18 protein-coding genes, 3 pseudogenes and 1 CRISPR repeat array are annotated in these 20622 nt (G+C 67.7%); of the genes and pseudogenes, 11 read left to right on the top strand and 10 right to left on the bottom strand.

Annotated features, from left to right (window positions below):
* Positions 1 to 273: 273 nt before the first annotated feature.
* The 8 genes from cas6 to csm6 all read right to left on the bottom strand — a co-directional run bounded on the left by cas6 (position 274) and on the right by csm6 (position 9993).
* Positions 274 to 1188: a CRISPR system precrRNA processing endoribonuclease RAMP protein Cas6 gene (cas6, locus tag HHAL_RS03245; RefSeq protein ID WP_011813440.1), complete on the bottom strand. Its 915-nt coding sequence runs from the start codon at positions 1186 to 1188 to the stop codon at positions 274 to 276.
* Positions 1185 to 2396, bottom strand: a complete 1212-nt coding sequence (gene cmr6 / locus HHAL_RS03240) for a type III-B CRISPR module RAMP protein Cmr6 (protein WP_011813439.1) — start codon at positions 2394 to 2396, stop codon at positions 1185 to 1187. The genes cas6 and cmr6 overlap by 4 nt, the downstream gene beginning before the upstream one ends.
* Positions 2393 to 2782 (bottom strand): type III-B CRISPR module-associated protein Cmr5, encoded by a 390-nt coding sequence (cmr5, locus tag HHAL_RS03235; RefSeq protein ID WP_011813438.1) that lies wholly within the window; start codon positions 2780 to 2782, stop codon positions 2393 to 2395. Before cmr5 ends, cmr6 begins: the two co-directional genes overlap by 4 nt.
* A complete protein-coding gene (gene cmr4 / locus HHAL_RS03230) occupies positions 2779 to 3693 on the bottom strand; it encodes a type III-B CRISPR module RAMP protein Cmr4 (RefSeq protein ID WP_011813437.1) in 915 nt (304 codons plus the stop codon). The genes cmr5 and cmr4 overlap by 4 nt, the downstream gene beginning before the upstream one ends.
* Positions 3694 to 3707: 14 nt before the next feature.
* Positions 3708 to 4859 carry a type III-B CRISPR module-associated protein Cmr3 gene (gene cmr3 / locus HHAL_RS03225; protein ID WP_011813436.1) on the bottom strand — a complete coding sequence of 384 codons (1152 nt, stop codon included), beginning with the start codon at positions 4857 to 4859 and terminating at the stop codon, positions 3708 to 3710.
* Between the two features lie 3 nt (positions 4860 to 4862).
* Positions 4863 to 7796, bottom strand: a complete 2934-nt coding sequence (gene cas10 / locus HHAL_RS03220; RefSeq protein ID WP_011813435.1) for a type III-B CRISPR-associated protein Cas10/Cmr2 — start codon at positions 7794 to 7796, stop codon at positions 4863 to 4865.
* On the bottom strand, positions 7793 to 8782 hold the full coding sequence (locus tag HHAL_RS03215; protein WP_041595028.1) for an RAMP superfamily CRISPR-associated protein: 990 nt from the start codon (positions 8780 to 8782) through the stop codon (positions 7793 to 7795). Before HHAL_RS03215 ends, cas10 begins: the two co-directional genes overlap by 4 nt.
* A gap of 77 nt (positions 8783 to 8859) precedes the next feature.
* A complete protein-coding gene (csm6, locus tag HHAL_RS03210; RefSeq protein ID WP_011813433.1) occupies positions 8860 to 9993 on the bottom strand; it encodes a CRISPR-associated ring nuclease Csm6 in 1134 nt (377 codons plus the stop codon).
* Between the two features lie 232 nt (positions 9994 to 10225).
* Here csm6 and csx16 point away from each other — a divergent pair, with 232 nt between their 5' ends.
* From csx16 to HHAL_RS13215, 10 genes and pseudogenes are all read left to right on the top strand, one after another.
* A complete protein-coding gene (gene csx16 / locus HHAL_RS03205) occupies positions 10226 to 10537 on the top strand; it encodes a CRISPR-associated protein Csx16 (protein ID WP_011813432.1) in 312 nt (103 codons plus the stop codon).
* Between the two features lie 29 nt (positions 10538 to 10566).
* Positions 10567 to 11724 carry a DUF1887 family protein gene (locus HHAL_RS03200; RefSeq protein ID WP_011813431.1) on the top strand — a complete coding sequence of 386 codons (1158 nt, stop codon included), beginning with the start codon at positions 10567 to 10569 and terminating at the stop codon, positions 11722 to 11724.
* A gap of 224 nt (positions 11725 to 11948) precedes the next feature.
* Entirely contained in the window at positions 11949 to 12230 is a 282-nt protein-coding gene (cas2, locus tag HHAL_RS03195; RefSeq protein WP_011813430.1) for a CRISPR-associated endonuclease Cas2, read from the top strand.
* 13 nt (positions 12231 to 12243) lie between these two features.
* Complete coding sequence (locus HHAL_RS03190; RefSeq protein ID WP_011813429.1) at positions 12244 to 13041, top strand: CRISPR-associated endonuclease Cas1; 798 nt, start codon at positions 12244 to 12246, stop codon at positions 13039 to 13041.
* A complete protein-coding gene (cas2, locus tag HHAL_RS03185) occupies positions 13034 to 13348 on the top strand; it encodes a CRISPR-associated endonuclease Cas2 (protein ID WP_011813428.1) in 315 nt (104 codons plus the stop codon). Before HHAL_RS03190 ends, cas2 (HHAL_RS03185) begins: the two co-directional genes overlap by 8 nt.
* Positions 13349 to 13458: 110 nt before the next feature.
* The gene (gene cas1, locus HHAL_RS03180; RefSeq protein WP_011813427.1) at positions 13459 to 14421 is read left to right on the top strand and encodes a CRISPR-associated endonuclease Cas1; all 963 of its coding nucleotides are present in this window, start codon (positions 13459 to 13461) and stop codon (positions 14419 to 14421) included.
* Position 14422: 1 nt separating this feature from the next.
* The gene (locus tag HHAL_RS03175) at positions 14423 to 14659 is read left to right on the top strand and encodes a helix-turn-helix domain-containing protein (protein WP_011813426.1); all 237 of its coding nucleotides are present in this window, start codon (positions 14423 to 14425) and stop codon (positions 14657 to 14659) included.
* Between the two features lie 223 nt (positions 14660 to 14882).
* Positions 14883 to 15629: direct repeats of the CRISPR family, unit length 36 nt; unit sequence GTCCGAACCTAGCCCTGTTGGAAAAGGGATTAAGAC.
* Positions 15630 to 15682: 53 nt separating this feature from the next.
* Positions 15683 to 16003, top strand: a complete 321-nt coding sequence (locus HHAL_RS03170; RefSeq protein ID WP_011813425.1) for an IS3 family transposase — start codon at positions 15683 to 15685, stop codon at positions 16001 to 16003.
* A complete protein-coding gene (locus tag HHAL_RS03165; RefSeq protein WP_011813424.1) occupies positions 16000 to 16698 on the top strand; it encodes an IS3 family transposase in 699 nt (232 codons plus the stop codon). The genes HHAL_RS03170 and HHAL_RS03165 overlap by 4 nt, the downstream gene beginning before the upstream one ends.
* Before the next feature lie 43 nt (positions 16699 to 16741).
* Positions 16742 to 17538, top strand: a pseudogene (locus tag HHAL_RS13215) (IS3 family transposase); the annotation flags it as partial.
* A 138-nt stretch (positions 17539 to 17676) separates the two neighbouring features.
* Here HHAL_RS13215 and istB read toward each other — a convergent pair.
* Positions 17677 to 18441 (bottom strand): IS21-like element helper ATPase IstB, encoded by a 765-nt coding sequence (gene istB, locus HHAL_RS03150; protein WP_011813421.1) that lies wholly within the window; start codon positions 18439 to 18441, stop codon positions 17677 to 17679.
* A 28-nt stretch (positions 18442 to 18469) separates the two neighbouring features.
* Positions 18470 to 19991 (bottom strand): annotated as a pseudogene (gene istA, locus HHAL_RS03145) (IS21 family transposase).
* A gap of 222 nt (positions 19992 to 20213) precedes the next feature.
* Between istA and HHAL_RS03140 the strand changes: the two are divergent.
* Positions 20214 to 20591: pseudogene (locus tag HHAL_RS03140) on the top strand (IS3 family transposase); the annotation flags it as partial.
* Positions 20592 to 20622: the final 31 nt, after the last annotated feature.

Raw genomic sequence — 20622 nt, 5'->3', positions numbered from 1 at the left:
AGACCTTGTCTTAATCCCTTTTCAAGCAGGGCTCGTCTCAGACTCCTCGACCCCAAAAGTACTTTGTAATCAGCAGGTTGCAAAGGGGGTTAGCGAGTTTTCCCGCGCCTGAGTAGTTAATATGCAGTTGCATCTGCATCCAAATCCTATTGTGAAAGAGCATATAGGCCCATAGAGGCGATGGTACTGCAGGGTTAGCGGGCTGGCTAGCCCTGAAACCGCCCCCAACTGTGCCCCGGGGGCAGGTGTCCCGGGCAAACGGGGTGCGCAGGACTAGATCCCAAGTACACCGCCTCGCTCCTCACTTTCGACCAAGCGAAACCGCCCAAGGCCCATGACGGCGCTTTTCCCGGCATGAACCCACTGCCCTGTCCAAAGCCACGGCCAGATGGGGGCGAGCGCGCCTTCAAGACGGAAGTGCCCGACCAACCCGCCGAGCGGTACGCGCCGGCCCTGGCGGCTCGAGGATCGATCGGCGTCGTACCAGCGCAACACCGGATCACGCAGGGCCACGGCCTCTTGCGCATGACGGGTTAGCGCACCATGGTCGACCTCGGGCGCCGTTTCATCGAGGCTCGTGATCCGGCGCAATAGCGCGGCGATCAGCGGTTCGGGGGAAAATGCCTCGGCTGTGAGCGGGCGGCCGTTGCGCTGCAACCGAAGGGGGCTGTCGAGGGTGATCTGGACTGAGCCCTCCGGCGGCGGCGCGGGCGGCTCGGGCCGATAGCCCGGCAGCGGCTTGGCTGGCGCCGGGGCCGGCTCGCCCTGGGGCGGGTGGCTGACGGCACGAACCAGCCTCAGCGGGGCAGGCCCGAGCCGCAGCCGCTGAAGGGCTCGATAGAGGGAGGGCCAGTACGCCAGGCCATCGGCCATGAGGGTGAGACCGAGCTCGAGGTGCTCGCCGGGGGCCACCCGCTGCCCGCCGGGGCCAGGGGCGATCACCCAGGGGCGAGGTGGATCGCGAAAGCGCGGGGCGAGGCCGGCATGCCGGCGCGGCGGCTCGAAGAGCTGCGCGTAGGCGCAGCGCTCGGCGACCCGGCACCCGCGGCACTGCGAGGCGCCGGTGATGCAGGCGTCGGCTCGCAGCCGCGCCCCGATGGCGCTACGCCACAAGGTCCCCGGCTGCGCCGGCAGCACCAGCGCATCCTGCGCCTCGAAGGTCAGCTGCAGCGGATGGAGTCGAATCACCCTGTGCCTTCCTCGTCGACGAAGCGCTGAAGTTGCACCTCTTCCTCGTCCAGTTTCGGCAGCTTCTGCTTGGCTTTCTTCGTCTTACGAACCTTTTCACGGTCTTGCGCGAGGTAGTCGAGCGCAACCTGCGCCAGGGCCGCTTGCTCCTCGGCGGCTACTGCACCGGCTTCGAGCTGTTCGAGCAAGAAGCGGTGCGCCGGATAGCTGGGGTCTTGGCGCTGCTCAAGCAGCTCTTCCGCGCGACGCTGCCCGGGCGGCAAGCTCGCAAGCTGTTCCTTGCGTGCCTGTTCGGCCCGGATCTTTTCGCGCGCCTCGGCCTCGTGCCGCCGGGTCTTCTCGTCGATGGACAGCGCGCCGTAGCCGACCGCCGTCTTGGCGCCGAAGCCGAGCCACTCGAAGGCGTGCGCGAAGAGGGTTTCGAGCAGAACCTGCCAGCGTGCTCGATCGCCGTCCTCGCCCGCTGGCTCAAGCAGTGTCGGTCCCGTCTGCCGTAACAGGGCCCGATTGCACTGGATATGAAAGCGGAAACCGCTGCCGGCCGGGATACCGAGGAAGTAGATCGGCACGGGCGCGCCGTTATCGTGCGGTGCGGTTTGGCCGGTAGCGTCCTGGTAGTAGCTGCCCTGATGGGGTGTCATGACCTCCCAGGCCAGGTCTTGCCCTCGCCCTGGTTCGGGGAAGACGTCCCAGAAGTTTAGGGCGCCTCGGCGCCGGCCTGTCACGCCGCCTTCGTCCTCGCCGGGGCTCCCGAAAAGTGCCTCGATCTCGGGCCAGTCCCAATCGCGCCCGGGATCCTCGAACTCACCCCCCTCGGCGAGCTCCCGCGCCGCCTGGCGCAGGACACCCTTGACGCCGCTTCCCGCGAGGTAAGGCAGGCCGTAGGGGGTGAGAAAAGCGAAGCCGTTCTCCAGCGGGTGGGCCATGCCGAGCCCTGTTGTGAAGGGGCTCGTGCTCGTGGCCGGCAGGTTCAGGGTGCTCCCTGGTTGTGCGCTCTCCTCATGCTGGAGTAGCCGGCGTTGGCGCTCGATCAAAGCGCCCAGCCGCTTCCGATCGTCGTCGTTCAGCTTCAGCAGCTCCTCGATCGCACCGCCCCGCTGCTTCTTCCATTGCTGATCCCAGACGCTGAGATAGAGCGCAAAGCGGTGGCCCGGAGCGGCCTCCCGGAAGTCCTCACCGAGGTAGGCGGGAACGGCGGCGCGGCTCATGACGAACGCTCCTCGACGCGAGTGGGCGCGATCTGGCGGACCCAGCGCAGCCAGGCGAGGGCCTCCGCGGTCACGGCCTGGAAGGTGCGCGGCTCGGCGTGGAGCAGCGCCTCCATGATTGCCTCATAGCCCGGGTCCGCGCTATCGCCGCGGGTGCTTAGCAGCTCCGGGTGCTGCCGCACAATCCACCGCCGCAGCTGTCGAGCGAGGGCTCGGTGGTGGTCCTCGCCCTTGTCTTCAAGGAAAGCCAGGGTCTGCATCAGACCGCTGTTCATAATTAGCGCCGGCGCCCCCTTGGCGAGCTTGGCGTAGGGGTCCGTGCAGGCCGCCGCAGCCTGCCAGGCATCGGCGGCGCGCTGCTGCTCGAGGGTCATGGGCGTTGTCATGATACCTTCTCCACGAGTCGGGCCGTGACCAGCCCCCGGCCGGTGGTGGCGTCGCCGCCGATCTGCAGCGTGTTGCCGTCGAGGGCGGTATGGAGCTGCGCCATGACAGCGGCACTGTCGAGCTCCCGCTCACCGCTGCGGTCGCCGCTGGCCATCACCGGCGCGGCGAGCAGGCTCTCCGGCGGCAGGTTCTCGGTATAAAACAGCCCACTGCCATCGGCGGTGCCGGTTTTCGGATCGATGCGCACGTGGGGCTCGACCACCATGGCGTTGCGGCTGAAGTAGTTGAGCTCGGTCTCCGGGAGGATCACTAGGTCCCGCGCGAGCTTGTTCCGGAAGTACTCGCCGTGGTCCTTGCTGAGGGCGTGCTCGGCGAGCCACTGCCCGATGGCGGCTACGCCGGGTTCGGCCTGTGCGGCGAGCTCGAAGACCTCCAAGTGGAGCCGGCCGCCGTCGGCGGTGAGGGCCTCGAGCCCCTCGGGCGTGACGGCCGCCGGCGCGCGAGCCGCCTCGCCCTGGGGCAGCGTGGGCACTGTCCACTCGGGCTGGAGGCCGGCCTGGTGGAGCAGCCGCTGCAGCCGGGCGAGGGCCAATGGCGAGGTGGCGTAGGCGTAGCCTTCCCGGCGGGTGCGCACCGGCAGGGCGACGAGCTGTGCGTCCCCGAGGCTCACGGCGCCGGCGTGGAGATCGCCCTGGCGGGGGCCGAAGAGCTGATCGGCCTGGTCGGGGTTGCCGCCAAGGGCCTTGAAGCCGTGGCGGATGGCGCCCTTGAGCCCGGAGCCGGCGAAGCTCGGGTGTTGCGTGTGCACCTCGCGCTGGATGGGGTTGTCGATCACCCCGGTCGCGGTGCCAGCCCCCATGTGGACGGGGCTGACGCTGTAGAGGAATAGGGCGGCGTTCTTCTCGAACATGGTCTGCGATCCCTTCAGGCGTTGGCGATGGCGAAGCGGTTGAAGCCCTCGGCTCGCCGTGCTGGGTCTTCATTCTCCGGGGTCATGCCCCAGAGACCGGATTCGGCAAGCTTGCGAAGCGGCTTGAGCCCGCCCTCAAGCGCCTCGAGCCAGTAGACGGTCCCGGCTGGGGCCGCACGTTGGGCGGGTTTGGGCCGGTGGTGAGCCAGATCCCAGCCGCTGATGACCTGGCCGCGGGGCACAGCAGCGGCGACCAGCCGCGCCCGGCCGCCGGGATAGTGCCAGAGGCCATTGGCGTCGAGCCCGGGGAGTTGCCACCCCCCCGGGAAGATGCCGGGCGTGGTGAGTACGATCCGTAGGCGGCCCTCTGCCTCGATGGCGGCCGGCTCCGGCGAGGTTTCGACCGGGGCTGCGACGGCGCTCATGAACGCGCCGCGGCCGTCGCCGCCGAGGCGCAGGGTTGCCTGCTTAGGCAGGCTGGTCGGGTCGGAGCCGGCGATGGCGGCGAGAAAGCCGTATCCCTCGCACAGCCGGATGCCCTCGGTGGTGTAGAGCTGGCTCTCGGCCGCCGTGCGCTGCTCGGGCTTCAGGGCAATGCCCAGGCGCGGGTCGCTGCTCCAGATCGCCGAGCGGTGAACGAGGGCCTCAGCCGGTGGGGGCTCGCCCTGGCAGTAGCGCTGCCAGCCGCTATGGGTGAGCCAGTAGCCGGCGGCCGGCTTACCGCGGTCGCTGCGCCGGAGCACCGGCAGGCGCTCCAGGGGTTGGCTGCTGGCGACGCCGGCGGGCAGTGGCTGCGGCGTCAGGCGATGGACCGCGCACTCGCCTGTGGCCTCATCACGCTCGACGCTCAGGTCCGCCGGCAGGGGGTGGAGGGGCTCGGCGGTGCCGGACGACTGCCGGCGAGCCAGCGTCACGCCGGTGAGGGTGAAGGTCCCCGGCTCCTCGGGGGTGCCGAGCACCGTGTCGAGCGGGGCAGGCAGCTCGCCGCTGCGCAGCTGCGCCGGGTCCGCGCCGGCGGCGCTGAGCATGGCGCTGCGCAGGGCCCCGGCGAAGACCGAGGGCCAGGGCGGCATGAGGGCGGCGCCGGCGTTGCCGGGCTCGCCAAAGAGGCGGTTGCCGCGGAAGAAGAGGACGTCCTGGGGCTCGATGTAGCGGTACTCGGCCATGGGCTACCTCCGGGTCTCGCGGGCGAGGAACTCGGCCACGCCGACGAGGTGGCTGAGACGGTCGCGGATCTTGGCGGCGCTGCTCAGCTCGTCGCCGGTTGGCGAGACGCTGGCGAGCGATCCGAGCCGCCGCGCGTGGATGGGCTGCCCCTGCTGCTCGAGGCCCTGGCGGCAGAATTGGTAGTGCAGCACCGCCTCGAGGTAGCCGGCGACGCCGTCCTCCGGGGGGAGGGTGTCGGGCTCGGGGAGATCGGCGAGCCAGCCCGCGACGTTGTAGGCGGCGCGCCGGGAGGCCTCGGGGTTGGCATGGAGCGCCTCGGCGAAGTCGCGCAGGGCGCTCATCTCGTCGATACCCGCTGCTGGTGCCCAGCGGCCGACGTGGCGCAGGGCGCCGCCGCTGCGCTTGAGAACGGACAGGGCGAAGGCGTCGCGCCCGCCCTCGTTCTTGGCCCGCTGCTCGGCCTGGCGCAGTTCAGCGAGGGCCGCGGTCAGAGGGGTCTTATGGTGGGCGATCACCGCCCCCATCGAGGCGGTGGCCTGCGACCCCATGGTCAGGTACAGCCGGTCCTGCCGATAGATGAAGCCGTTGCGGCACCAGGCGTCCTCTTCCTCGGCCTCACCGCTGGTAGCCGTGCCCGAGTAAGCGTCGCGCAGCTCGCGCATGGCGCTGAGCAGATCGCCAGTGGGCAGCATGGCCATGAGGTCGTCGCCGCCGGCATAGAGGACGCGGCCGTGGTGACACTCCTCGACCACCCTGCGGGCGAGGGTGGTGGAGAAGTCGTTCAGCGCCCCGGAGATGGCCAGGTGCCGGGCCGGTGAGACCGCCCGCGGCGTGTCGAGGTACGCCTGCAGGACCGTATGGTCGCCGAAGCGTGTGTCCACTGCGTCCGCCAGGTCGGGGTGGAAGGCCGCCCGGTAGGGGATGGTCGTCCCGTCGCCGCCGGAGAGCCAGGCCCCCATGCGGTCGCCGTCCATGAGCAGCAGGGCGTAGTAGGCCTCGGCCTCGGTGCCGGTGACCTTGCGGATCGCCTGCCGGGCGGCGGTCTCATCGCCGTCGTCGGATTCGCGCTGCTGCTCGACCCAGCCGGGCAACCGGGCGAGGAGCTCACCGTGCTCGAGGTGGTGTAGCCGCTGCGCCAGCCGCCGCGGTAGCGCAACCCGATCGGCGTTGCGGATCGCCTCGGCCTGCTCGGCGCTGAGCCCGCCGGCGGGATTCGGCTCCTCGGCAGCGCGGGCCAGGGAGGTGGCCAGCGCCATGGTGTGCGTGGAGACGACGAAGCGCGGCGTCTGCTCCTGCCCGAGGGTCCCGGCGAGTTCGCGGCAGAAGCGCTGCGGCCAGAGCCGCTTGAGGGCGGCCAGCGCCCCGAGGTGCTCACCCTTGCGCGCCCAGCTCGGGTGGCGCTTGGCAACGAGGCTCCAGAGGGTGTCGTGCCCTTCCCGCTGGCCCGGCGGCAGGTCGAGGTGGCTGCGATCGTGGGTCAGCCACTCCACCTCGCCGGTCAGCGAGCAGCGATAGCCGCCCTCGTGCTGCGCGGCGAAGGGGCGGGTCGCCTTGACGCCGCCCATCACTCGCTCGCTGAGCTCGTAGAGCGCGGGGTAGAGCACGCCGGGATTGGGCCGGTAGAAGGTCGCCGGCGTCCCCGCTTCCGGATCGATGACCTCGATGGGCCGCTGTAGTACGCGCCAGGCCTCGGAGCTGAGGAAGCCGGGGGCCTCGGCCTGCGGCTCATAGAAGGGGCGCAGGGCCTCGGCGAGGCGGTCCGCCTCGGGCTCGCCGTTGGCGTCCGTGGCGATCTCGTCCCAGCCCACGGCCGACCAGTAGACCTCAGGGAATCCGGCCAGCTGCTCCCGTGCCTGCTGATAGGCGGGTGTTGTCGGATCGGTGTGCAGGTTGACGGCCCTGAGCAGATCGCTGACCACGCCCTCGGCGGTCTCGGCGACCCACTCGTGCAGGTGCGCCTCGATGGCGCGGCCGATCGCCTCCGCCTGATCCGCCGGGACCACGGCGAGGAAGCGGTTGGGCAGGGCGGCGCTGAACAGCGGGTTGGCGTCGGTGACGGTGCGCTCGTTCCAGGGCTCCTTCGCGAAGAGCTCCGGCGCCAGCCCCTGCTCGAGGAGCCAGAGGTCGACCTGCGGGACGCCGCGCAGCTGCGGGAAGAGCACGGCGTCGGGGCCGAGGCGCTCGCAGACGACGCGCATCGCCTCCCAGGCGAGCCGGGCGAGCAGGTGCGAGCCGGCCCATAGGTCCGAGGTCGTCCGGGCGGCGGCGATCAGCTCCTGCACCGGGCCGAGGGTGACGTTGAGCAGGGCGCAGCGGCCCTGGCCATCGCCCGCGAAGGCGCCGGTGAGCGCGGAGCTCAGGTCCAGGTGCTGCCAGATGGTGTGGTCCGGGATGCGGGTATCCGCCGGCAGATAGCGCCACAGCTCGCCGAGCCCGGTCGCATCGCCGCTCGTTGCCGGCTCGGGGCCGAAGCGCCACAGCGCGAGCAGGGTCCGCCAGGAATCGACGCTCCCCGCCTCGTCACGATGGATCAGGTGCCGGAAATGCTCGAGGCTGCCGGCCTTGAGCGTGTCGAGCTCGATCTCCCGCAGCTTGCCGTGCTCGCCGAGATCGATCTTCTCGCCGGTGAGCGGATGGCGCAGCACCGGCTGCTCGGCGAAGCGCACCTGGCTCCAGCGCGCGAAGCGATCGCCGTCGCGCTCACGGGGGAATTGCGGCCGGTCCGCCGCCGAGGCCCAGCGGTCGGCCTTGCGCACGGGCGCCCAGGCCGCCTGCGGCACCTCGCCGAGGATCTCCTCGATGAGGGTGCGCACGGTGCCCCCCTCGTGGCCGGCGGGATCGCGCAGCAGGACCAGCGCCTTCTCCGCCGGGTCGTGCAGTCGGGCGAGCAGCTTGTTCCGGGCCAGATCAATGTCCATGAGGGTTGCCTCCGTCATGCGTGCACCCGCTCGAGATCGCTGTGCCGGTCGAGGAAGGCGTGGGCGTTGCGCCAGAGCGCAGGATGGTCGTCGCGCACCTCCTTGGGTAGCGCATCCCAGATCTTCGGCTCGGGTCGGCAGGGGAGGTGCGCGAGTTGTCCCCGCAGCTGCCCCTGCTCGTCCCGGACAACCTTAAGCTGCAGGGTGTTGGGGATCCGGTTCTGGTTGTCGAGACCCTGCTGCTGCTGGCCTGTGACCGGCCAGGAGAGCAGCGGCCGCAGCGCCCCCGCCTCGCCGCACAGGCCCTTGCGCAGGTCGCCGAGCCGTCGCATGGCGGCCTCCCAGCTCTTGCACGGCGGGGTCCACCACAGCAGCAGGCCGTTTCCATCCCTGCCGAGGGCGTGGATCCAGGCCTCTTCCAAGGCCTCTTCCCAGGGACGGCTGTAGGCGTCCAGGCCAATGGCCTCGGCGCCGTGCAGGTGGCAGGCGCCCCAGCCGTTGCGGCTGCGTCCTCCGAGGCTGCCGAGCCGATGGAAGAGCCCGAGGGCCTCGTCGAGGGCCTCGGCGCCCTCGGCTTCCGCCGGCCAGGCCAGGCGCAGCTCGGCCTTCTCCTCGGGTGGCAGGGCGGTCTCGTTAGCACCTTTGGTCTTGACCCGGCCGAAACCGAGGTAGCCATCGGCCGGCAAGCCGTTATTCATCCGTAACGGCTGTTGATTGGCTTGCTGGCGCCACGCGTTGTTGTGCTGCGTGCCCGGCCGTCCCTTATGCGGCTGTAGGCGCAGCCGAACCTGGCTCTTGCGGCCCTGCTGCCCGGCGGCGTCGCCGAAAAGCCGTCCTTCCAGGGCGCGTAGCTCGGGTAGGCGCATCCCCTGCGCGAACGCGGCGACCCGCCACCAGCGGCGCAGCTGCGCCTTGATTGGCGGCGTCCGCCAGGCGGCGGTCTGCTGAGCATCCCCGAGAAAGGTCGGGGTCAGCAGCTCCAGGGTCAGGTGTCGTTGCTCCATGGTGCTCTTCGCTCTCTTGCGTGGCCGCAGTATCGCCCGGCGATCAACGTGGTCAGCATGCCTGCAAGCTTGCCGGCTCACGGCTCCCCCTCGATACGAATCTGCTCCGGCTCGAGCTTCAGGCCGTAGGTGGTCTGGGGCCGGCTGCTGTGGGTGTGGATCTGGTAGCGCGCTGCCGCCCGGGTGGGCAGGCCGCTGCGCTCGGCGATGGCCTTGTTGAGTCGCGAGCGGGTGCGCTCGAAGTAGTTCGAGCGGCCTTCTCGCTCGATCTCCTTGCGCGCCGAGGCCAGGCTCTCATGCAGCTGTGAGAGGCGACCTTCAAGCCAGTCGGCGTAGCCCGTCAGTTCATCAACCGCGGCCTCGTCGAAGGCGATCGCTGGGGCCTCTTGCCGAGCGCGGTCGGCCAGCCAGGTCAGCCAGAGGAAGTGGGTTGCCGAGAGGGTGATCGGCTGCCCCTGGAGCGTGACGGTGCGCTCAGTAAGATCGATGGTCAATTGGGGCGGGATCAGTACCTGCTGGGCGCGCTCGACCGCCTCGCTGAAGGATAGCCCCTGATGCGGCAGCTCCTCGCCGAGCTCCTCGCGCAGCCGGACGAAAGGCAGTTCGGCGAGACGCACCTCGGCCTCGGCGGTGCTGATGATGTCGTTGCGCCCGGGTAGCTGGAGGGTTGCCGGCGTCGGTGGTGGGTAGAAGAAGTCCGGGTGCGACTCGAAGGGCGGATTGACCAGCACGTGGCTGAGCCGGTCGTGCCCCCGGCCGTAGAGCGAGAGCGAGTAACCGGCGTAGAAGCCCATGGTCTTGCGTCCCCCGGCGAGGGAGACGTGCAGCCGCCCGGGCTGCTCGGTCAGGGTGCGGATGCGCTCGTGGATCCGGTCGGCGGCCGCGGCGTTGTCCGCCTCAGTGACGATATCGGCGAGGGGCTCGTCGTCGGCGCCGCCGACAACGTGGATACTGTCCACGTCGAAGGCGAGGGCGCCGCGGTCGATACCGTAGTCGGCGCAAAGTCGGTCCAGGTAGCCGTGGCCGCCGTGCTCGGCGAGCAGGGTCAACGCCAGGCGGCGCCGGCCCTCGGTCGTGGTGATGACCTCGATGCGATCCGGAAGGGCGTGTGCCCCCTCCTGCGCGAGGGCGTAGAGCGTCTCGGTGACCACCTGTGGCGTCAGCCCGGTGACGCAGAGGAGGGTATGAGGCGCGTCGGTGTCGGCGGTCATGAGCAGCACTCCGTGTGCGTTTCGAGCGATCCTCCGCAAGGCTAGCTTAGTGTCATGGTTGACCTTACAAACCGCAAGTTTGCAGGGCCAGAGGAGCTGGTGGTCGTAAGCTTGCAAGCCGCTCTCTGGCGCCGAAAAGGGTCTACCGTGACGGGCACCCTGAGGCGGCTGCCAACGAGGTAAAGAGGCCGGCTGACCCAAAGGAAGGTAAGGAAAAGGAGACAGCACCACCATGACGACTTGGTTCGTGACCCGTCACTCGGGGGCTGTGGAATGGGCCCAGCGCCGGGGCCTGGCGGTTGATCGGCAGGTGGATCATCTAAATCCGGCCGAGCTGGAGGTTGGGGATAGGGTGATCGGAACGCTCCCCGTGCATCTTGCGGCCGCTGTATGCGAGCGTGGTGGGCGGTATCTCCATCTGTCGCTGGATCTCCCACCGCAGTTGCGCGGCCAAGAACTAACCGCCGACGACATGGAGGCCGCTGGCGCCCGTCTCGAGGCCTACCGTGTAGAGAGCCTGGGCGAAGTGGAACCGGGCAACTGATGCCCTATCACTCGAAGGAGACCAATCCCATGACCCGACTCCACATCCAGCTGGTGTCTGCCCAGCTTGCCGGCAATCTGATACCCGCGCTCATGGAGCGCCCGGAGCATGCGGCTCTCATTGTTACGCCGGCCATGGCCGGGCAGGCTCAGTTGCTCCGCAAGCTGGAAGAAGAGGCCGGTATTGCGGTTCAGACCTTCGAGAATGCCCCGGATGCCGACCTGCCCCAGTTGCACGAATTCGCCCTGGGGATCTTGGAAGAGTTGCCGGCGGCGGACGAGGTGGTCCTCAATCTGACGGGCGGCAACAAGCTCATGGCTCTGGGGTTTCTCGAGATGCTGCGGGATAGTGTACACCGCCGGATCTACACCGATACCGCCCATGGCCGGTTGGAGCACTTGCCGGAGGGGAATGAACGGGCCGAGGCGCCGACGCCACAGACCTCGGTGCTTGACGTGCCAATCAGCCTGCGCGCCCAGGGGTTTCGCTACCACCGTGCTGCCTCCGCGGACGAGGACTGGCAGCGTGAGGCTGGCGAGCGCAAGCAGGTGGCCAAGAGGCTAGCGGAGGTCGCCAGGGACCATGGCGATTTCCTGGGTGCGCTGAATGCGGTCGCTTCCCGGTCTCTGGACAGGGAGGGGCGGCTGGTCGCGCGTGACCAGGCCTTCGATGACCCACCGTACGGCCGCTGGGCCAATAATCTGGGCTGGCTCCGCGACCAGGGCTTGCTGGACTGGGAGGGTGGTGCCGAGGTGACCTTCCTCGACGAGGAGCGGACTCGCTTTCTCAACGGCGGCTGGCTGGAGGAGTATGTCTACCACCGGCTCCGGGATGAGGGGCTCGACGATGTGGCCATGGGGGTGGAAGGCACCTGGGAAGGTACCGACAAGGCCCGCAACGAACTAGATGTGGTTGCCATCCATGTCAATCGTCTGTTGGTGGTGGAGTGCAAGACCCTGCGCCACGGCAACGAAGCCGCCGATGACCAGCAACTCTACAAGCTGGACAGCATCGGCGATAACCTGCGCGGCTTCTTCGGTACCAGTTGGATGGTCAGCGCCCGGCAGCCGACGGATATTATGCGAGAGCGCGCCCGGCAGCATCGGATCCGACTCATTGGCCCGGATGAGCTGCCCCGGCTGCGGGATATCGTCCGGGAGTGGAAGGCGCACGTGGAGCCCTGCTGATTGCGCTTGGCGCTGAGCAGAGCCCTTAAGTGCTCCATGAGCCGCTGAGCAGTGTCTTCAACCAATTTCTGCCACCCTCCGCGGAGTAGTGGTCGCCAGGCGGCTGCCTTGGGGGGTCCTGGCGACGTTCGAGAGAGCCATCCCGGCGGCAAGCTTCCCATCTCCCGCCCTGCGCGACGCTGGATGCCAGCCTAGGCACCAGCAATCACGCGGAGGGCGGTCCGATGCGCCGCAAACTCTACCTCGCCGCCTACGATGTTCGCTGCCCACGCCGGCTATCCCGCGCCGTAAGGGTCATCAAGGGATACGCCAGCGGCGGCCAGAAGTCGGCCTATGAGTGCTGGCTGACCCCCGCCGAGCACAAGGCGCTGCACACGGAAATGGCGCAGGTCATCGACCCCACTGAGGACCAGTTCGCGCTCCTGCCGCTGGAGCCGCGCCGCCCCCTGGTCACCCTCGGCGCTGCCGAGGTGCCCGCCGATCCAGACTTCTTCTACTTCGGCTAAGGGAGGCCCGATCATGCCCCGCCTCGAGCCGCGTACCCTCTACCTCAACGCCGAGCGGATCCAGGTCCGGTACGAGGGCTCGGCGCTGCGCCTGTGCCGCCCCGGCAAGGCCGCGGAGTACGTCCCGCTCGCCCGGGTTAGCCGTGCCGTCGTGCGCGGCAGCGCCGGCGAGGGGCTCCTCCAGGCTTGCCTCGCCCTGGTCGAGGCGGGTGCTGTCGTCCACTTTCAGGACGGCCACGGCCAGCCCACGGCCTGCCTGCAGCCGGCCCAGGAGCCGCAGAATCGGCCCGTCCAGGAGCTGACCTCGCTGATTGAGACACAGACCGGGCTCGTCCCCTACCACTGGTGGCGAGACGCCCAGCGCCGCCACGCCTGGAGCCTTGTCTTCCGGCGCGGTCCCCGCGGCGATTTCCAGAGCGCCTGCCGACGGCTTGAGGACTACCTGCGCAAGCTCAGCCCGCTGCGCTGGATCCCGCACGAGATCGCGGCGCTCGGCGGGGGGTTGCAAAGCTGGCTACAGGCGGAGCTGCACCGCAGCGGCTGGCGACCTGCCTGCCGCGCGCTCGCCGCCCAAGGTGAAGACCTAGAAGGCGAGCTGCGCCGTTGCCTCTATATCCCCCTGCTCTTGCGCTTCGTCCGGTGGCGACGCCATCAGCCCCCAGAGCTTACTGAGCGCCGGCGTGTCGAGTTCCTTGAGCTCCAGCTCGCGCGCCCCGTGCCCAGCCAGCTTCATCGGCACCTGCAGGCGCTCACGGAGGAATACTACGTCAGCTGGCAGCGCATGCGCCGGGAGGAGCCCGCCCATGGGTGAGCGCGCCATCGATCACCTGGTCTGTTATGACATCCGCAAGCCGGCCCGCCTGCGCCGTGTCCATCGGCTGATGAAGGAATGGGGCGTGCCGCTGCAGTACAGCGTTTTCTACTGCCGCCTCGTCCCGAGCGCCCGGCATCAGCTCGCCGAGGCTCTGCGCCGCGAGATCGACGAGCGCGTCGACGACGTGCGGATCTACGCCTTGCAGCCTCAAGGGGAGGGCACCTACCAGGGTCCGGCGCCCCTGCCGCCAGGCCTGGTGTTGCCGGGGTTAAGCCTGAGACCGCAATTCCCGGAGGCCGACTAGCGCCGTGGCAGCCGGCGCCCGGCCACGCGCCGCAAGATTGCCGTGCCCGCCACGCTGGCGCCCCTGTGCCAATCTGATGTCCAAGCCTCCAGCCAAAAGGGAGTAAGGAAGTGGGCACCCTCTACATCGACCGGCGCCGGACGCGCCTGGAGCTCGCGCACAAGGCGCTCACCATTCGGGAACCGGAGGCCCAGCCCCGCTCGGTGCCGCTGAGCCTCATCGACCGACTGATCGTCATTGGCCAGGTCGAGCTGAGCAGCGGCGTGCTCACTACTCTCGCCGAGAGCGGCGTCAGCCTGGTCTTCATGCCGAGCCGTGGACAGCGGCGCAGCGCCTTCCTCCGCAGCGAGGGCCATGGCGATGCCGTCCGCCGCCTCGGCCAGTACAGGCTCATCCACCTCGAGGCTGAGCGCCAGGCCTGGGCGCGCCGCCTCGTGCGACTGCGTCTGGCCGGGCAGCAGCGGCTCCTCGCGAGTGCGCTATACCGGCGTCCTGATCAACGCCAGCCGCTCACGGCTGCCCACCGCGAGATCGAGGCGGCCCAGGCGACCGTGCGCCGCGAGGCGCCCGCCGGTGAGCAACTGCGGGGGCAGGAGGGTACGGCCGCGGCGGCCTTCTTCCGCGGCTACGGCGCTCTCTTCGCCGAAGCGCTAGGCTTCTCCGGGCGAAATCGCCGGCCACCCCGGGATCCCGTCAACGCCGTCCTCTCGCTCGGCTACACCCTCGCGCACGGCGATGCACTGCGGGCCGTCACCGCTGCCGGCCTCGATCCGGCCATCGGCGTACTGCACGAGCCTGCCTGGGGGCGAGACTCCTTGGCCTGCGATCTCACGGAGATCGCCCGGGCCCGGGTGGAGCGGCTGACCTGGGAGCTATTCGCGAGCGAGACGCTCCAGCGCACGGACTTCACCAACAGCACCGAGGGCGTACGACTAGGCAAGGCTGCACGGCAGACCTTCTTCGGCTGCTGGGAACGCCATGCCGGGCTCCATCGACGCTGGCAGCGCCGCGCCGCTCAGGCCCTAGCCGCCGAGTGCGCCCACCACGGCGCCCAAACTATTCCCGAGGCGTAGCATGTGCACGGAGTTTGAGCTGCTGATCCGCAAGCAGGCCCGCGCCCAGGGGCGCTCCCTGTCCGAGGTCGCTCGCCGGGCTGGAGTTAGTCGCCAGTGGCTCTATGACCTCTGCCGCTGCCGAGCGAATCCTACGGTCTATACGATCGCGGAATTAGCCAAGGCGCTGAGGTTGCCCCCAATCCGCTTAATCGAGGCGTATTTCGCCTGCTTTGAGGAAGGCGAACACCATCGCTGACTTTGCCCAGACCCCGATGCTGGAAGCCGGGCACAGCAAGCTTGCCGCCCCTGGCGTATGCTTTAGCTGCTGTTATATGATCAGATGTTGCGCCAATGGAGCGGGCTCTTTGTCAAATAGGAATAAGGTGCGGATGAGAGGTGCTCATAACTCCGCGGGTCCCGCGATTTGCGGTAACCCCCTTCGTAACCCCATGATCAGAAAGGCTTTATGGGGCCGAGGAGTCCGAACCTAGCCCTGTTGGAAAAGGGATTAAGACTAGGTCTCCGGGTCGTAGGGTAGGCGAACAAACTCTGTCCGAACCTAGCCCTGTTGGAAAAGGGATTAAGACACCTGACGGATGACCAACATGCTCACCGTGTTTTGGTCCGAACCTAGCCCTGTTGGAAAAGGGATTAAGACGAAGTGGCCATCGACACCGACCTCCATGCTCCCACCAAGTCCGAACCTAGCCCTGTTGGAAAAGGGATTAAGACAAAGTGGGATCGCTCGGCCGCCCGAGGTCCACGAGTCCGAACCTAGCCCTGTTGGAAAAGGGATTAAGACGGCTTCGGTAAGGCTGGGTTGACTGACAAGCATGGGTCCGAACCTAGCCCTGTTGGAAAAGGGATTAAGACGGCGGTACTTTGGGTTCCCTTGCCGTTCATGCCGGGTCCGAACCTAGCCCTGTTGGAAAAGGGATTAAGACACCGAGCAGCGTTCGAGCACTGAGCCACTGGTACGTCCGAACCTAGCCCTGTTGGAAAAGGGATTAAGACGGCTTCGGTAAGGCTGGGTTGACTGACAAGCATGGGTCCGAACCTAGCCCTGTTGGAAAAGGGATTAAGACGGCGGTACTTTGGGTTCCCTTGCCGTTCATGCCGGGTCCGAACCTAGCCCTGTTGGAAAAGGGATTAAGACACCGAGCAGCGTTCGAGCACTGAGCCACTGGTACGTCCGAACCTAGCCCTGTTGGAAAAGGGATTGTGGAGTTGATCCGCTTCCGTGGAGACCTTGATGCTTTGGTAAAAGGAGGTTTCCACGATGCCCAGAACCCGACCGCCTTACACGCAGGCGTTTCGCCAGCAGATGATTGATCTTGTCCGCTCAGGGCGCACGCCTTCGGAACTAGCTCAGGAGTTTGAGCCGACCGCTCAGACCATCACCAACGGGGTCGCCCAGGCAGACCGCGACGCTGGCAAGCGCACGGACGGTCCGACCAGCGAGCAAAACGAGGAGCTCAAGCGGCTGCGAGCCGAGAATAAGCGGCTGCGCGAAGAGCGGGAGATTCTGTCAAAAGCCGCGGCCTGGTTCGCTCGGGAGACCGACGCGAAGTCCAGCGGATCTTCGAGTTCGTCGAAGTGAATCGGGCCTATTACAGCACTGCCACGCTTTGCGGGGTACTGGGCGTCTCCCCCAGCGGTTTCTACGCGTGGCGCAATCGCGGCCGCTCAGTCCGTGCGGCGACAGACGCCGCTCTGACGGAGCGGATCGAGGCGATCCACGACAATTCTCGCGGCACATACGGTGCACCGCGGATTCATGCCGAGCTCCGGGATGAAGGCTGGCGCTTCTCCGCAAAGCGAGTCGCCCGCCTGATGCGGGCCGCTGGCCTGCAAGGCGTCAGCCGCCGCAAGGGAACGATTGCGACGATTCCGGACCGGGACAGCGAAGACAAGCCGGATCTCGTCGAGCGGGACTTCACCGCAAATGGGCCAGACCAGCTCTATGTCGCGGATATCACGTACGTTCCAACGTGGGCGGGATTCCTGTACCTCGCTGTCGTCATCGACGTGTTCTCACGGCGTGTCGTGGGCTGGTCAATGGCTGGCCACATGCGCACGGAGATCGTCCTCGACGCCCTCGAGATGGCGATCTGGCAGCGCCGTCCAGAGGCCGTCATACACCACTCGGACCGTGGGTCGCAGTACACATCCATTGCCTTCGGCAACCGCTGCCGGGAGGCCGGGGTGCGCCCTTCGATGAGTTCGGTGGGCGACTGTTACGACAACTCGATGGCCGAGAGTGGTCTTGCCCACCAACCGTGGACACCTCAATAGCTACCATTCGACGAGGTGATCCATGACGAGGCAAGCTATTCAGATGAGCAAGACCAAGACGAAATCCAAGCGCACACGCTACAGCCCGGCCTATCGAGACGAGGCGCTGGCGTTGGCCGAGCGCGTCGGCGTCAGCGAGGCGGCCCAGCAGCTGGGGCTCCAACCGCCGCAGATCTACCAGTGGCGCACCAAGGCCCGGAACGAAGCGGACCGCTCGCAGCGAGAGCGGGAGTTGGCCGAGGAGAATGCCCGGCTCAAGCGTCAGCTCTCGGAAGCGAATGAGGAGCTGTCGATCACAAAAAAGGCCGCGGCGTACTTCGCGAAAAACCAGAAGTGAAGTACGCGTTCATCGATCAGCAGCGTCACGAGCACCGGATCCAGGCGATGTGCCGCGTCCTTGGCGTCGCTCGCAGCGGCTTCTACGCATGGTGCCGGAACAAGGCGGCCCGCGCCGCACGGGAAGAACGCCAGCAGGCCTTTGATGGGCAGGTGCAAGAGGCCTTCGAAGACTCCAGGCAACGCTCTGGAGCGCCTCGACTGACGCGAGAGCTGGACGGGCAAGGCGTGTCGGCCAATCGCAAAACCGTGGCCCGGAGCATGCGCCGTCAGGGCCTCCGGGCACGCACGTCACGCCGGTTTAAGGTGACGACGAACTCGGCTCACAGCCTGCCGGTCGCGCCAAACCACTTGGCCCAGCACTTTGAAGCCGAGCAGCGGAACCAGAAATGGACTGGCGACATCACGTATTTGGCGACCGGCGAAGGATGGCTCTATCTCGCGGTCGTCCTGGATCTTTGTGGCCGCAAAGTGATCGGTTGGGCCATGCGTGGGGATTCCAGTCAAGTGGGTGGCCTGTTCCACGTGATGAGGGGTGCCCGTTCCACCGCATGTGGGGGGCCCGTTCCACGGGAAGTGGTGGGGCCATTCCACTGAATTGGGGTGCCTTCCCGGGCAGTAGGTCCACATCAGGCCACCGGCTCATGGGTTCGACTCCGAGGTGGTTGTCTCGAGGGCATCCTGGGAGCGACGCATGGATTCGCCCTGCATCTCGAGGCGATAGCTGTTGTGCACCACCCGATCGAGGATGGCGTCCGCCAGTGTGGCATCGCCGATGACCTCGTACCATTGGGCGATGGGCAGCTGACTGGCAATCACCGTGGAACGGCGCCGATAGCGATCCTCGAGGACCTCCAGCAGTTCCCGTCGGTCGGTGTCATCCAGCGCCCCGAGACCGAAGTCGTCGAGTACCAGGACCTGGGCCTTGGCCAGCTCGGCAAAGCGACGAGCATAGGTGCCGTCTGCGCGGGCGAGGGTCAGCTCGCCAAGCAGCCGGGGCAGGCGTGCGTAGTAGGCCCGGTAGCCGTCGCGGCAGGCCTTCTGCGCCAGGGCGCAGGCCAGGTACGACTTGCCGACGCCGGTCGGACCACTAATCAGCACGTTGCGCTGATCGGCCACCCACCGACTGGTGAAAAGCGGCTCGAGCACAGCGCCCGAGAGCTTGCGGCGGGCGCGGCGGTCGATCCCCTCGACGCAGGCCTCCGGGTAGCGCAGCTTGGCGGCACGTAGCCGAGCTGTCAGTTGTCGATCGGCACGCACGGCTGCTTCGCGCTCGACCAGCAGGGCGAGGCGATCGAGAAAGGGCATCGCCTCCAGGTCCGTGCGTCCCAATTGCTCCTCGACGGCGGCGCGCATGCCGTTGAGCTTCAGCGCCGAGAGCTTCTCCAGGGTTGGATGCGGTAGCATGATCAGGATCTCTCCGTGGTGGGGGCGATCAGTGGTAGTAGCCGGGGCCGCGCACATTGGTATGCTCGATGGGCGTGGCCTCGGTTCGCCGCTCCCCGTCCAGCGGCTGACGATCCAGACCGCGACGCAGGATCGACTCCAGGTTCGTGTAGCTACCTACCCCCAGGCTCAATGCCCGCTCCGAGGCCGCTTCCAGGCGCTGTGGGCCGTAATGACGAGCCAGGCGCTGGAGTCCTTCGGCCAGACGCCTTGCGCGGCGTAGCGGGCCGTTTTCGAGCTCCTGGCGCAGTAGCGTGGCGGTCGCCACGCCGACGCCCTCGGCCCAGCGCAGCATCTGCCCGCCGTCGAGCGCCGCGTAAGCCCGGTGGTGCGGCGGCATGTGCTCGCTCAGGGTGCTTTGCCCCCCCCGGGCCGTCGTGACGCGGATGGGCGGCAACGCGCTGGCTGGCGTGGAAGATCTCGAGCGCGGCGGCGGTGATCCGCAGCTCCACCTCCTGGCCGATGAGCCCGTGCGGGACGCTGTAGCTATGCCCGGCGTGCTCGACATGATAGGTCGACCCGAGCTGCAAACGGCGCCACAGGGCCGGCTCAAAGGGGTGCGTCGGCAATGGCCGCAGTGCCGCGCGCTCGAGTTCCTCAAAACGCTGCCGCCGACTGCCAGCACGGCGCGAGAACGGCCGCTCATTCAGCGCATCGAGCCGCTCGCGGATCGCCGCATTCGCCTCCGCCAGGCTGAAGAAGCGCCGATCGCGCATCGGCGCAAGGATCTCTCGCTCGACAATCAGCACGGCGTTCTCGGCCAGCGCCTTATCTTTGGGGGCACGCACCCGGGCCGGCACGACGGCAAACCCGTAGACCTCGGCCAGCTCAGCGTAGGCCCGGTTGAGCTGTGGGTCGTAGCGATGGGGGCGCTGTACGGCGCTTTTGAGGTTATCAGGGACGATGCACTCGGGTACGCCACCGATGTAGGTCAGCGCCCGGATGTGGGCGTTGAGCCAGTCGCTGCTGCACTGGCTCGCCGCGGCCTCGGTGTAGATCAGCTGCGAGCAGCCGAGCACCGCGACAAAGACCTGCGCCGGCGCCTGCTCCCCGGTCTCGCCATCCTGGATCGGGACGGTCATGCCGGCGTAATCGACATAGAGCGCCTCGCCGGCGGTATGGAGCTGCGCCATGCTCGGCTGCTCTCGGCCCACATGACGGCGCAGGTGCACGCAAAACGCCGAGTAGCCGTACCCCTTCGGCTCCTGCTCGCGGTACTCGAGCCAGAGCTGGTGCCGGGTGACACCCTTGCGAGTGAGCTCGCGGGCAACCTGCTCCCAGTCCGGTTCCGGCGGGAGGTCAGTCCGAGCGCCCGAGCGATGCGGAAAGAGCAGCCGCTCCAGGGCATGATCATCCAGCTCCTCGGGCAGCGGCCACCCGAGGCCGGCGGCCCGGGCGCGCCGAAGGTATCGGTACACGGTGTTCACCCCCAGCTGGCAGGCGGAGGCGATGCGGGGCTGGCTCAGGCCCAGCTCGTAGCGAAGGCGAAGCACCTCACGGATTTTGCGCATGGACGACCTCGGGGTGGGCATGGACTCTCTCCGGAGCAGGTGGTGGGGAGAGTCCAAGTATCCCCGATCGCCGCGCCTATCCACCCCATTGCCGTGGAACGGCCCCACCACATCCCGTGGAATCGGCCCCCCACATCCGGTGGAACAGCACACCCGCTTCGCGTGGAATCGGCACCCCACTTCCCGTGGAACATGCCCCCCACTTGAGGACTATTCCATACCATGCGCGAGCAGATGAGCGCTGAACTGGCCTGTGAGGCGCTTCAGATGGCCCTGGAACGGCGAGGCTACCCTACGGGTGTCATCGTCCATACGGATCGTGGCAGCCAGTACTGCTCCCGTGCGTACCGCAGGCTCATCAGCGACTACGGGCTGATCAGCAGCATGAGCGCGAAGGGCAGCTGCTACGACAATGCCTGCAACGAGAGCTTTTTCCGTTCCCTGAAGGTCGAGGCCCTGCATGGCGAGAAATTCCCCACGCGGGCCTCGATGCGTGAGGCCGTCTTCGAATACATTGAGGGCTACTACAATCGCCGGCGTCTTCATAGCACGCTCGGGTACCTATCCCCGGACGACTACGAGGCCCGGCTTAATAGCTAACACCGTGTCCACGTTCGCTGGGTAAGACCAC

This window comes from Halorhodospira halophila SL1, from assembly GCF_000015585.1.
Classification (GTDB): domain Bacteria; phylum Pseudomonadota; class Gammaproteobacteria; order Nitrococcales; family Halorhodospiraceae; genus Halorhodospira; species Halorhodospira halophila.
Note: the sequence above shows the minus strand (reverse complement) of the source record. Positions and strands in the feature narration are given on the sequence as shown.